The organism is Algicella marina (assembly GCF_009931615.1).
Classification (GTDB): domain Bacteria; phylum Pseudomonadota; class Alphaproteobacteria; order Rhodobacterales; family Rhodobacteraceae; genus Algicella; species Algicella marina.
The window spans coordinates 1,631,961-1,645,476 of the sequence record NZ_CP046620.1 but is presented as its reverse complement, the minus strand read 5'-3'; the positions used below and the strand labels follow the sequence as shown (position 1 = coordinate 1,645,476).

At 64.1% G+C, this 13,516-nt stretch carries 9 protein-coding genes; all 9 read left to right on the top strand.

The window, feature by feature from the left end:
- The first annotated feature begins 13 nt into the window (after nt 1-13).
- The 9 genes from GO499_RS08200 to GO499_RS08160 all read left to right on the top strand — a co-directional run bounded on the left by GO499_RS08200 (nt 14) and on the right by GO499_RS08160 (nt 13,503).
- A complete protein-coding gene (locus GO499_RS08200; protein ID WP_161861748.1) occupies nt 14-2,788 on the top strand; it encodes a TRAP transporter permease in 2,775 nt (924 codons plus the stop codon).
- 190 nt (nt 2,789-2,978) lie between these two features.
- Nucleotides 2,979-3,998 carry a carbon-nitrogen hydrolase family protein gene (locus tag GO499_RS08195; RefSeq protein ID WP_161861747.1) on the top strand — a complete coding sequence of 340 codons (1,020 nt, stop codon included), beginning with the start codon at nt 2,979-2,981 and terminating at the stop codon, nt 3,996-3,998.
- A gap of 61 nt (nt 3,999-4,059) precedes the next feature.
- Nucleotides 4,060-6,795 (top strand): aminotransferase class I/II-fold pyridoxal phosphate-dependent enzyme, encoded by a 2,736-nt coding sequence (locus GO499_RS08190; protein ID WP_161861746.1) that lies wholly within the window; start codon nt 4,060-4,062, stop codon nt 6,793-6,795.
- A gap of 15 nt (nt 6,796-6,810) precedes the next feature.
- Entirely contained in the window at nt 6,811-8,271 is a 1,461-nt protein-coding gene (locus tag GO499_RS08185; RefSeq protein WP_161861745.1) for a biotin carboxylase, read from the top strand.
- Nucleotides 8,272-8,330: 59 nt separating this feature from the next.
- Nucleotides 8,331-9,326, top strand: coding sequence for a C45 family autoproteolytic acyltransferase/hydrolase (locus GO499_RS08180; protein ID WP_161861744.1), 996 nt, complete (start codon nt 8,331-8,333; stop codon nt 9,324-9,326).
- Nucleotides 9,323-9,781: a (2Fe-2S)-binding protein gene (locus GO499_RS08175; protein ID WP_161861743.1), complete on the top strand. Its 459-nt coding sequence runs from the start codon at nt 9,323-9,325 to the stop codon at nt 9,779-9,781. Before GO499_RS08180 ends, GO499_RS08175 begins: the two co-directional genes overlap by 4 nt.
- A complete protein-coding gene (locus GO499_RS08170; RefSeq protein WP_161861742.1) occupies nt 9,781-12,018 on the top strand; it encodes a molybdopterin cofactor-binding domain-containing protein in 2,238 nt (745 codons plus the stop codon). Before GO499_RS08175 ends, GO499_RS08170 begins: the two co-directional genes overlap by 1 nt.
- 37 nt (nt 12,019-12,055) lie before the next feature.
- Nucleotides 12,056-12,739 (top strand): fumarylacetoacetate hydrolase family protein, encoded by a 684-nt coding sequence (locus tag GO499_RS08165; protein ID WP_161861741.1) that lies wholly within the window; start codon nt 12,056-12,058, stop codon nt 12,737-12,739.
- A complete protein-coding gene (locus GO499_RS08160) occupies nt 12,736-13,503 on the top strand; it encodes a sulfite exporter TauE/SafE family protein (RefSeq protein WP_161861740.1) in 768 nt (255 codons plus the stop codon). Before GO499_RS08165 ends, GO499_RS08160 begins: the two co-directional genes overlap by 4 nt.
- Nucleotides 13,504-13,516 lie beyond the last annotated feature (13 nt).

Below are 13,516 nucleotides of genomic sequence, written 5' to 3'. Positions count from 1 at the left end.
GGGGCACGGGGACATGACCGACGACAAGGACCAATTCCAGGCAGCGGCCGTGGAAAACGAAGCCGCAGGCCATGGCGGATTGAGCCAGGCCGAGCTTGACGAAATGGTGGCATCCTCGGACACGGGCGGGCGTTCGCCTGCAGGGCCGGTGGGCGTGTTCATCATGCTGGTGGCGCTGGCGTGGTCCCTGTTCCAGCTCTGGTTCGCCTCTCCCATTCCCTTCATGGTCGGTTTCGGGGTGTTCAACGACACCGAGGCCCGCTCCATCCACCTCGGCTTTGCGATCTTCCTCGCCTTCGCGGCCTATCCGGCCGCGCGCACGCCGTTCCAGCTTGGTCTGGGCGTGGTGGTGCCGCTGCTGCTGGCCTTCCTGTTCTTCGTCGGTGCCAAGGACGGCACTTCGACCTGGTGGATTCCGCTGGTGGCTCTGCTCGTGGTTGGCGCAATTTTGCTCGGCTCGCCCAAGGATCGCATCCCGTTCTGGGAATGGGGGCTGGCACTGGTGGGCGCGGCGACCGCACTTTACCTTTACGTCTATTATGCCGAGATTTCGCAGCGGGTCGGCGCGCCGATCACGCAGGATTTCATCGTGTCCGTCTTCGGGCTGATGCTGCTGCTGGAAGCCACGCGCCGGGCGCTGGGCCCGGCGCTGATGATCGTGGCGACGGTGTTTCTCGTCTATACCGTGCTCGGGCCGTACATGCCGGGCATTATCGCGCACAAGGGCAACAACCTTTCGGAGATCGTGAACCACCAGTGGATCACGACGGAGGGCGTATTCGGCATCGCGCTGGGGGTCTCGACCTCGTTCGTGTTCCTGTTCGTGCTGTTCGGCTCGCTGCTCGACCGGGCGGGTGCGGGCAACTATTTCATCCAGGTGGCCTTCAGCCTGATGGGCCACATGAAGGGGGGGCCGGCCAAGGCGGCCGTGGTTTCCTCGGCCATGACCGGCCTGATCTCGGGCTCGTCCATCGCCAACGTTGTCACCACCGGCACGTTCACCATTCCGCTGATGAAGAAGGTGGGCTTCTCGTCCGAGAAGGCGGGGGCGGTGGAAGTCGCTTCGTCCGTCAACGGGCAGATCATGCCGCCCGTGATGGGGGCCGCGGCCTTCCTGATGGTGGAATACGTGGGCATTCCCTATTTCGACGTGGTGAAGCACGCCTTTCTGCCGGCCGTGATCTCCTACATCGCGCTGGTCTACATCGTGCATCTCGAAGCGCTGAAAGCCGGAATGGAAGGGCTGCCGCGTGCGTATGAGCCGAAGCCCATCGTGCAGCGGCTGGTCGGCATCGCCTTCACCATTGCGGTGATCTGCGCGCTGTCCTTCGCCGTCTACTACGGCATGGGCTGGATCCGCCCGGCGTTCCCGGAGACGGCGGCCTACATCATCTTCGCGTTCCTCACGGCGATCTACGTCGCGCTGCTTTACGTGGCCTCGAAGGAGGAACCGCTGGAACTGGACGATCCGAACGCGCCGGTGACCTCGCTGCCGCTTCCTGGGCCGACCGTGCGCTCCGGCCTGCATTTCATCCTGCCGGTTGTGGTGCTGGTCTGGGCGCTGATGGTGGACCGCCTCAGCCCCGGCCTGTCGGCCTTCTGGGCGGCGGCCTACATGGTGTTCATCCTGCTGACGCAGCGGCCCTTGATGGCCCTGTTCCGCGGCGCGGGCAACCTCGGCGGATCGATCCGGGAAGGCTTCCTCGATCTGATCGACGGGCTGGTCGTGGGTGCGCGCAACATGATCGGTATCGGCATCGCCACGGCGACGGCGGGGATCATCGTGGGCGCGGTGAGCCAGACTGGCGTGGGCTCGGCGCTGGCGGATGTGGTGGAGGTGCTTTCGGGCGGCTATATCATGGCGATCCTGCTGCTGACGGCGGTGCTTTCGCTGATCCTTGGCATGGGTTTGCCGACGACGGCCAACTACATTGTGGTGTCGGCGCTGCTGGCGCCGGTGATCGTGACGCTGGGCCAGCAGAACGGTTTGATCGTGCCGCTGATCGCGGTGCACCTGTTCGTGTTCTACTTCGGTATCATGGCTGATGTGACACCACCGGTGGGACTGGCGAGTTTCGCGGCTGCCGCCGTCTCGGGCGGTGATCCGATCAAGACGGGGTTCGTGGCGTTCTTCTACAGCCTGCGGACGGCGGCGCTGCCGTTCCTGTTCATCTTCAACACCGAATTGCTGCTGATCGGGGTGAACTGGGCGCAGGGGATCTTCGTCTTCGTCGTGGCGACGATTGCGATGCTGCTGTTCGCGGCGGCGACACAGGGGTGGTTCCTGGCGAAGAACAGGTTCTACGAGACCATTGCGCTGCTTCTGGTGGCCTTCACGCTGTTCAGGCCGGGCTTCTGGATGGACATGGTCTTCCCGCCCTATTCGGAGGAGGCGCCGACGGAGATCGTCTCGGCTGCCGGGGAAACCGCTGCCGGTGAGGAACTGCGGGTGCGTGTGGCCGGGGTCAACGACCTTGGCGATCCCATCGAGTTCGTGGCGATCGTGCCGATCGGCGAGGGCGCGACGGGTGAGGAGAAGCTGGAGGCGGCGGGGCTGATGTTCCGCGAGGAAGGCGACAAGATGATCATCGACGACGTTTCCTTCGGTAGTGCCGCCGAGGGTGCGGGGCTGGACTGGGACCAGGAGGTGTTGCGGGTACTGAAGCCGATTGGCCAGCCGAGCAAGTACCTGATGTTCATCCCGGCACTTCTGCTGCTGGCGCTGGTGGTCTTCCTGCAGAAACAGCGGGCCCCGGCGCCCCGGCGTGAGGAGGCGGTGGCGGCGTGAGAACACCGACTTGCCGGATCGGAACCCAGTGTTTGCGTACGGCGTCGCGTGCCGGGGGGACTGCCCGGAAAGCGGGCAGGGCGCAGAACACGGTAAAGATGAAGTGATGAAAATGTGCGCATTCGGCTTTCAGACCGGTGTGGGAAGCAATAGATAGCGGGGGACAGATTTTTTTGGAGACATGCTGCAAATGACCCCCTTTGCAATCGCTGGCGTACAGATGAACGTGGATGCCCTTCACTCGAACGTGGAGGGAATGCGACAGCGGCTGAACATCCTGATGGCGCGTTTCCCGTGGACGCAGATGGTGCTGTTCAGCGAACTGGCACCCTATGGCCCGCTGCCGCGTTTTGCGCAGCCGTTGCAGAACGAGGCACTGGACCTGTTCCGCGAGGATGCGCGTCGTCACGGGATCTGGCTGATTCCCGGTTCGATGTTCGAGAAAGCGGCAGATGGCCGGATCTACAACACTTCCAGCGTGATCAATCCGCAGGGTGAAGTTGTGGCGACCTATCGCAAGATGTTTCCGTTCCGCCCTTATGAACAGGATATCGAGGCTGGCACGGAGTTCTGCGTGTTCGACGTGCCGGAGGTGGGGCGGTTTGGGCTGTCGATCTGCTATGACATCTGGTTCCCCGAAACGACGCGTCATCTGACCTCGATGGGTGCGGAGGTGCTGCTGCACCCGGTGCTGACGGGTACGACAGACAGGGATGCGGAACTTGCCATCGCGCGGGCAACGGCGGCGCAGTTCCAGTGCTACGTGATCGACGTGAACGGCCTTGGTGCCGGCGGCGTGGGACGGTCCTGCGTGATCGACCCGTCTTCGACGGTACTGCACCAGTCTGCCGGACAGGAAGACATGTTTCCGATCGAGATCGACCTCGCACAAGTGCGACGCCAGCGCGAGACGGGAATGAAAGGGCTGGGGCAGGTGCTGAAAAGCTTCCGCGACCGGCCCGTGGATTTCCCTGTGTATGACCGGGCGAGCGGGACGGATGCCTATCTCGGCACGCTGGGTCCGCTCGAGATCCCGACGCAGGGATCGCGCGCGGGTCTTCATACCGAGGCGGCGATGCCGGAAACACCGGTGCCACTGAGTACGGTGCCCGCCGGAGCGCCGCTACCGGGTGCGCCAACAGGAATGACGGATAGTGGAGTGGCACCGGAGAACGTGACACCCCTTTCCGGAAAAACCGTCAGCGGCTGAGCGGTTGCCCCCGCGCGGGGGCGGTTGCATCGGTGGCTCGGCGAGAACAGGGAGCGAAACGATGCAATCCATGAGTGAGTACTACTCGGCCATCCAGCTACGGTCCGACCGCTGGAGTGCGCTGCGCGAGGCGACGGCAAGCCTCGCCCGCAGGCCGGGTGGCAAGGCCGAGACGACGGCGGCCAGGAAGGTCGAGGAACTGCTCGATTCGCTGTCCGAAATCGAGGCTTACTGGGCCTTTCCGAACATGGCCGCGTTCGACTACATCCGACGCCAGTATGAGCACGGCAATTTCGACGACCTGAATTACATGGTGCGCAAGGTGGTCAGGGCTTTGGCCTCCGGCGCCTATCGGCGGCGGCATATCCTGCTGGACCGGGACGACTCGGATGCGGACGACCACGAGGACGAGTCCATGCAGTCGCTGGAGGCGCGGGCGCTGGCGAAGCCGTATTTCGAGGTGTTGATCGTCGATCAGGTCAACGAGCATCAGGAGCGCTGGCTGAAGAAGAGCGTGGCGTCGATGCGGCGGGCGGAGGACAAGTGCATCTATGAGCCGGTAGTGGTGCCGAGCCTAGAGGATGCGTTGATCGCGATCCTGTTCAATCACAACATCCAGGCGGTGGTGGTGCGGCCCGGACTGGTGCTGAAATCCAACACCGACTTGTCGATCCTGAAACAGTATCTGGGCCATGTGGGCGGCGAGGCCGAACTGGAGGCGCTGCCGCCGGAACATCTCGGGCCGGAACTGTGCCGCCTGATCGACCAGGTGCGACCGGAACTGGATGCCTACCTTGTGACCGACCGCTCCGTCGAGGAGATCGCGGGGCTGGATCTGGGCGTGTGCCGGCGGGTCTTCTACAATCAGGAAGATTTTCTTGAACTGCACCTGAACATCCTTCGAGGGGTGGAGGCGCGGTTCAAGACGCCATTCTTCAACGCGCTGAAGGAGTATTCCAAGCAGCCGACGGGCGTGTTCCACGCCATGCCGATCAGCCGCGGCAAATCCATCTCGCGATCCCACTGGATTCAGGACATGGGGGCCTTCTACGGGCCCAACATTTTCCTTGCGGAGACATCGGCCACCTCGGGCGGGCTCGACAGCCTGCTGGAGCCGCACGGGCCGATCAAGGAGGCGCAGGAACTGGCCAGCCGCGCCTTCGGATCGAAGCAGACGTTCTTTGCCACCAATGGCACATCGACGTGCAACAAGATCGTGGTTCAGGCGCTGGTGCGCCCTGATGACATCGTGCTGGTGGACCGCGATTGCCACAAGTCACACCACTACGGGATGGTGCTGGCGGGGGCCAATGTCGTCTATCTCGACAGCTATCCGTTGGACGAATACTCGATGTACGGGGCGGTGCCGCTGCACGAGATCAAGCACCGGTTGCTGGAGCTGAAGGCGGCGGGCAAGCTGGACCGGGTGCGGATGCTGCTGCTGACCAACTGCACCTTCGACGGGCTGGTCTACAATGTCGAGCGGGTGATGGAAGAGTGTCTGGCGATCAAGCCGGACCTGATCTTCCTGTGGGACGAGGCATGGTTCGCCTTTGCCCGGTTCAATCCCACATACCGGCAGCGGACGGGAATGAATGCAGCCAACAACCTGCGCAAACGCCTGAAATCCGAGCCGCACATCAAGGCCTACGAGAAGCAGCAGGCGAAGCTGAAGGATGCGGACGACGACGTGCTGCTGAAGACGCGGCTGATCCCGTCGCCGGACGCGCGGGTGCGGGTCTACACGACGCAATCGACGCACAAGACCCTGACCAGCCTGCGGCAGGGCAGCATGATCCACGTCAACGATCAGGACTTCAAGGGCGAGGTGGAGCAGAGTTTCCACGAGGCCTACATGACCCACACCTCCACCAGCCCGAACTATCAGATCATCGCCTCACTCGACGTCGGGCGACGGCAGGTGGAGCTGGAAGGGTTCGAGTTCGTGCAGCGGCAGGTGGAGGCGGCGATGGCGATGCGCCGGGCGATTTCCACGCATCCACTGCTGCGTAAGTATTTCAAGGTGCTGGCGGCGGGTGACATGATCCCCGAGCGGCACCGCGAAAGCGGGGTGGAGAGCTACTATGACCCCGAGCAGGGCTTCACCGACATGTGGGAGTGCTGGGAGAAGGACGAGTTCGTGCTCGATCCGACGCGGGTGACGCTGGCTGTCGGCGGGACGGGTTGGGACGGAGACACGTTCAAGACCCAGATCCTGATGGACAAGTACGGCATCCAGATCAACAAGACCTCGCGCAACTCTGTGCTGTTCATGACCAACATCGGGACCACTCGGTCATCTGTCGCCTATCTGATCGAGGTGCTGGTGGAGATCGCCAAGGGGCTCGACGACCTTCTCGACGATGCTTCGAAGATGGAGAAGCTGGGGTTCGAGCGGCGGGTGAAGAACCTGATGGAGGATTTGCCGCCGCTGCCGGATTTCAGCCGGTTCCACGATGCCTTCCGGACCGACAACATCACGCCGGAAGGGGATATTCGCAGCGCGTTCTTCCTCTCCTACGACGAGAACAACTGCGACTACCTGGCGCTCGACGGTTCCATCAAGGATGCGATGGCCAGCGGACAGGAGGTGGTGAGTGCGTCGTTCATCATTCCGTATCCGCCGGGTTTCCCGATCCTCGTGCCGGGACAGGTGGTGAGCCATGAGATCCTCGATTTCATGCGCGCGCTCGATGTCGATGAAATCCACGGATACAGGCCCGATCTCGGCCTGCGCGTTTTCACACAGGAGGCGTTGAAGGCCCATGCTTCACCCAAACTCAAGGCTGCCGAATAAACAGGGAGGCAAGAAATGCCCAAAGGTACACTGAACAACATCTCGGAAATCCGGCGGTATTTTCACCGGAACGAGGACCCGATCTATTTTGTGTCGGCCACCAATTTCAACCTGCTGGGGCTGGACGAATGGGCCAAGAACTTCAAGTACATCTGCTACCTCGACTGTTATGACGGCAAGCATCCGAACGTGTTCTGCCCCTCCGAGCAACCGCATGCGGAGTTTCAATCGATCGAGGACATCAACAACTACCTGTTGCAGCACAAGGAAGTGGTTGACCTGATCAAGCGACGGGGCGGCAAGCCGAAGTTCGTGTTCCTGATGTTCGACGAGGAGACGGAGCGGCTGGCGAAGGAGCTGGGCGGCGACGTGTGGTTCCCAAAGGCCAAGCTGCGCACGAATATGGACAACAAGATCGAGACGGTGCGGATCGGTAACAAGGCGGGCGTTCCCTCCGTGCCGAACGTGTTGGCGGAGGTGAAGGATTACGAGGACCTGCGCAAGACTTGCGAAAAGGCCGGCATCGGGCATGATCTGGTGCTGCAGTCTGCCTTCGGCGACAGCGGGCATACGACGTTCTTCATCAAATCCGAGGCCGATTTCCGGCGGCATGAGCACGAGATCGTCGGCGAGGGCGAGATCAAGATCATGAAGCGGATCGACTGCCGCGGATCGGCGATCGAGGCCTGCGCCACCAAGGAGGGCACGATCGTCGGGCCGTTGATGACCGAGCTTGTGGGCTTCAAGGAGCTGACGCCCTATCGCGGCGGCTGGTGCGGCAACGAGATCCTGGCCACGGCCTTTCCGCCGAAGGTGCGCGAGAAGGCGCGCGACCTGACGTTCAAATTCGGTGAGCAGCTTCGCAAGGAAGGGTATCGCGGGTATTTCGAGCTCGATTTCCTGATCGACAAGAAGACGGGAGACCTGTGGCTGGGCGAGTTGAACCCGCGGATCACCGGGGCCTCTTCGATGACCAACCACGCGGCCTTCGCCCATGCGGATGCGCCGCTGTTCCTGTTCCACCTGCTGGAGTTCTCGCGCAAGAAGTTCAGCCTCGATGTCGAGGAACTGAATGCGCGCTGGGCCGATCCGGATATGATCGACAGTTGGTCGCAGATGGTGATCAAGCACACCGAGGACAGTGTGGATATCATCACCGAGGCGCCGGAGACGGGCATCTACAAGATGCTGGAGGACGGGCGCGTGGTGTTCGACCGGTTCGATTATCACCGCCGGGCGGTTGAGAGCGAGAACGAGGCGTTCTTCCTGCGTATCCAGAAACCGGGCGATTATCGTTACGAGGGGGCCGACCTTGGCATTCTGGTGACGCGCGGCCGGTCGATGACGGGTTCGTTCCAGCTCAATGAACGGGCGAAGAAGTGGATCCACGGCATCAAGGCGAGTTTCGCGGCGAAGCCGCTGCCGTCGGCCGAGGCGGGTCCGGCCCTTGCCGACCCGGCATTCAAGATCATGTAAGAGACTTCCGGGGCAACGGTGCGCCGGTGCCCCGGGCAAGACCGGACGAAAAGGCTGCAATGGAACTTCACTGGCGTGCGGTGGGAGAGGACGAGCCGGGCCCGAAATGGGCGGGGCTGTTTGCGGAATACTGGCCGGATTACCAGCGCTGGTGGTTGCAGGAAGGCGAAGCGGCCCGGCCGACCTATTGGCAGGGACGGCAGGCGCTGACGACGCACATGCCCGAGATCGTACCTCTCTACGACCGGTTGTGCGAGCTTGCGGGGGGCACTGACCTCGCCTCCCGATTTCTGAGTTTTCACTGTCCGCCCCCGTACATGAGTGCCTGTTCACAGGCGATCTGGCCCGGCAAGGAGCCGGTGCTGGTGCGCAATTACGATTACGACGCCAAGGCGTTCGACAGCCTCGTTCTGCGGACGGGCTGGCAGGGGCGCAACGTGATCGGCACTTCGGACGGGCTGTGGGGGCTGGTGGACGGAATGAACGATGCGGGACTGGCGGTTTCGCTGACATTCGGGGGACGCCGGGTCGTGGGCGACGGGTTCGGGGTGCCGCTGATCCTGCGCTATGTGTTGCAGACCTGCGAGACGGCGGAGGAGGCCGGGGCGGTGCTGGCGCGGGTGCCGACCCACATGAGCTACAATGTCACCGTCCTCGATGCGCAGCGGCACTATCTGACGGCGATGATGGCGCCTGACCGGCCGGCGAGCATCACTCATGCGGCAGTGGCCACCAACCACCAGGAAAAGGTCGAATGGTCGAGCCACGCGCGTTTCACCGCGACGGTGGAGCGGGAGCGGTTTCTGTTGCAGCGCCTGACACTGCATGTGGAGCCGGAAGAGAAATTCATTGGCGCGTTCCTGAAGCCTCCGCTGTACTCCTCGGCTTTCGATCAGGGGTTCGGGACGCTGTTCACGGCGGTCTACCGGCCGCGGCTGGGCGAGATGGAATTGCGCTGGCCGAAGGCGAAATGGGCGATGCGGCTGGATGACTTCCGGGACGATACCCGGGTGATATACACGCCGGAAGCGGCGGGAGCGCGGTTGCCGGGATGAAGCTGATCGTCAACGGCACCGAACACGAGGTCGATGTCGCCGAAGATATGCCACTGTTGTGGGTGCTGCGCGACGAACTGGGACTTATGGGCACCAAGTACGGTTGCGGGGTGGCGCAATGCGGCGCCTGCACCGTGCATCTGGACGGGCTGGCGGTGCGGGCCTGCCAGTACCCGGTGGGTGATGTGGATGGCGAGATCACCACGATCGAGGGGCTGGGCACACCCGAGACGCTGCACGCGGTGCAGGCGGCGTGGATCGCGCATCAGGTGGCGCAGTGCGGCTATTGTCAGAGCGGGCAGGTGATGCAGGCGGCCTCTTTGCTGGCGGCGAACCCGGAACCCTCGGACGCGGACATAGATCGCGCGTTGTCCGGCAACCTCTGCCGGTGCGGCACCTATCCGCGGATCCGGGCTGCGGTGCACACGGCGGCCAAGAACCTGCGGGGCACGTGATGGGGCGGGCAGGGAAGATTGCACGACGCACGCTGCTGATCGGCTCCGCCGCCGTGGCCGGGGGCGTGGCCTTCGGCGCATGGAAGGTGCGGACACCGCATGACAACCCGCTGGCGGCAGGGCTGGAACCTGACGCGGCAACCTTCAATCCGTGGGTGCTGGTGACGCCGGAGAAGGTGGTTCTGATCACACCGCATGCGGATCTGGGGCAGGGTGTGGTGTCGATGCAGGCCGCGCTGATCGCCGAGGAGATGGATCTGGAGTTCGGTGGCTTCGAGACGGATTTCGGTGTGCCCGGTGCGGCCTATTACAACCGGGCGCTGGCGGGTGAAGCCGTGCCGTTCCTGTCCACCGACGACACGTTTCTTGCGGAAACGCTGCGCGGGGCCGCCGGTGCGGCTGTGAAGCTGCTGGGCCTGCAGGTGACCGGCGGCTCCAGCGCTGTTCCCGACAGTTTCGACAAGTTGCGCGAGGCCGGGGCGGTGGCGCGGGAGACGCTGAAGGCGGCGGCGGCGGCGGAGACGGGCGTGCCGGTGGCCGAGCTGCGGACCGAGGCTGGCGCGGTGGTGTTGCCGGATGGCGGGCGGATCGACTACCCGGCGCTGGCGGCGCGGGCCGCAGGGAAGGAGCCGGTGCGGGAGGTGGCACTGCGACGGCCGGAGCAGTGGCGGTTGCTCGGCCGCCAGATGCAGCGGCTGGACATCGTTGCGAAATCCACGGGTACCCAGATTTATGGCATCGACCTGAGGCTGGATGGCATGCGCCACGCGTCGGTGCGGATGAATCCGCGCAAGGGCGGTGACATGCTCGGCTACGCTGCCAGTGCGGCGGAGGCGATGCCGGGGGTGGAGAAGGTGGTGCCGGTGAGTGGCGGTGTGGCGGTCATTGCCTCCAACACCTGGTACGCGATGCGGGCGCTTGACGAGATTGCGTATGACTGGGGGCCTGCGCCGTACCCGGCGGAACAGGAGGCCCACTGGGCGGCGGTGGCGAGGTCGTTCACCGCAGCGGCGCTGGACAAGGAGTGGCGGAGCGAGGGCGACGTGGAGGCGGTACTGGAGGGCGACATTTGGCAAGCGGAGTACCGTGCCCCCTATGTGGCGCATCAGCCGCTGGAACCACTAAGTGCGGTGGTGCGGGTGGCGGATGATACGGTCGATGTCTGGGCCGGCCACCAGATGCCGCGCTTTGTCGAGCAGCGGGTTGCGAAACTTGCGGCGGTGGAGGCCGGGAGGGTGCGGTTTCACAACCAGTTTGCGGGCGGAAGCTTCGGGCATCGGCTGGAGTTCGACTTCATCGACCGGGCTGTCGAAGTGGCGCTGGCGATGCCGGGCGTCGCGGTGAAGACGACGCTGAGCCGGGAAGAGGATTTTGCACAGGATCACCCGCGCCAGATCGCAATGGCGCGGGGGCGCGGCATAGTGCGGCACGGGCAGGTGGCCGCGCTGGATCTGCAAATCGCCAGCGTGTCGGCCGCGCGGTCGCAGGCAGAACGGCTGGGACAGCCGGTACCGGGACCGGATGCGCAACTGGCTGCGGGGGCATGGGACATGCCTTACCTGCCGGAGCATTACCGGATGCGGGCATATGCGGTGGAGGGGCTGGCACCGGCGAGTTCGTGGCGTTCGGTCGGGGCATCATCAAACGGATTTTTCGCCGACGGGATGCTAGACGAGTTGATCCATGCCGCCGGCGCCGACCCGATGGCAGAGCGGTTGCGAATGGTGCAGGACGAGACATCCCGCAAGGTGCTGGAAGCGGTGGCGGAGATGAGCGGCTGGGGTACGCCGATGGGCGCGGGGCGCGGCCGTGGCGTGGCGTTCGTACTGTCCTTCGGGGTGCCGGTGGCGGAGGTCGTGGAGGTGACGGCGACGGATGCGGGCATCCGCATGGACAAGGTGTTCGTCGCCGCCGATGTCGGCCGGGTGGTCGACCCCGTGAACTTCGAGAATCTCGTGCAGGGCGGGGTGATCTGGGGCCTTGGTCACGCGATCAACAGCGAGATCACTTATGCCGACGGCATGGCCGAGCAGCGCAACTACTACGACGCCGAGGGCCTGCGGCTGTACCAGTGCCCGGAGATCGTCGTGCGCGGGCTGGAGAATGGTGCGAAGATCCGGGGTATCGGCGAGCCGCCGGTGCCGCCTGCCGCGCCGGCACTGGCCAATGCCATCTTCGCTGCCACAGGCCAACGCCTGCGGGAAATGCCGTTCGCGAGACATATCGACTTCGTCTGAGGCGGCGTTATGGTGCGCCTGAACAGGAGGGTGTGCCATGGAATTTGCAATCGTACCGCCGGAGCGGGTGGCGCTGCCGGTGGCGGGAAGCGACGCGCGGTTTCCGGTGCGCCGGGTGTACTGCATCGGCCGCAACTACGCGGCACATGCCATCGAGATGGGGCATGACCCGGATCGGGAGGCCCCGTTTTTCTTTCAGAAAAACCCAGATGACCTCGACGTCAGCGGACAGTTTCCCTATCCGCCGAAGAGTGCGGACGTGCATTACGAGGCAGAGTTGGCGGTCATGCTGGGCGCGGGCGGGACGGATATCCCGGTGAGCGCGGCGCTGGAATGCGTTTACGGCTATGCGGCGGCGCTGGACATGACGCGGCGCGACCTGCAGGGCGAAATGAAGAAGGCCGGGCGGCCGTGGGAGATTGGCAAGGCCTTCTCCCGCTCCGCGCCGGTGGGGCCGGTGCATCCCGCGACGGAAGTTGGACATCCGGGAGCGGGGGCAATTACGCTGACGGTAAATGGCGAGACGCGGCAGGAAGGCGATCTGAACCAGATGATCTGGAAGGTGCCGGAGATGATCGCCTACCTGTCGGAGTATTTCGAGTTGGCGGCAGGTGACGTCATCCTCTCCGGCACACCGGCGGGGGTGGGCCCGGTGCAGCGCGGTGACAAGCTGGAGGTGCGCATCGCCGGGCTTGCGCCGCTGGCGGTGGCCGTGGTTTGACGGCGGACCTGCTGCATGGCGGACTTGGCTGGGGAATTGCCGGGCTGCTGCTGGCGGTGAGCTTCGCCTCGTCGCTGATCACGGCGGCGTTCGGTATCGGTGGCGGCACAATCATGCTTGCGGTGCTGGCCTCGCTGCTGCCGCCGCCGGCGATCATTCCCGTGCATGGCCTGGTGCAACTGGGCAGCAATTGCGGGCGAGCGGCCATCTTGCTGCGCCATTTTCACAAGCCGGTGTTTCTGCCGTTCCTGCTGGGCGCGGCAATCGGCGTGGCGGCGGGCGGAGCGTTTGCCGTGCAAATGGATGCGGGACTGGTGCAGATCGGGGTGGGGGTATTCATCCTGTGGTCGATCTTTTTCAGGCCGCCGGCCTTTCTGCGGGCATCGGCGGCGCTGTCGGGTGGAATTTCCAGTTTGCTGACGATGTTCTTCGGGGCGACGGGCCCGTTCGTGGCGGCCTATGTGAAGACGCTGGGACTGGGGCGGATGGAGTATGTCGCCACCCATGCGGGCCTGATGACGGTGCAGCATCTACTGAAATCGGTGGTGTTCGGGTTGCTGGGGTTCGCGTTTTCGGGCTGGGCCGGGATCGTGGTTCTGCTGGTGGCGGCCGGTTTTCTGGGGACGCTGACGGGCAAGCAGATCCTGATGCGGATTGACGAGGCGCGGTTCCGGCTGGTGTTGAACTGCGTGCTGGCGCTATTGGCGGCGCGGTTGATCTGGGCCGGTGCGCGGGCCGTTCTGGCGGCGGAGAGTGGCACGTGAGCAGGCAGCGGGC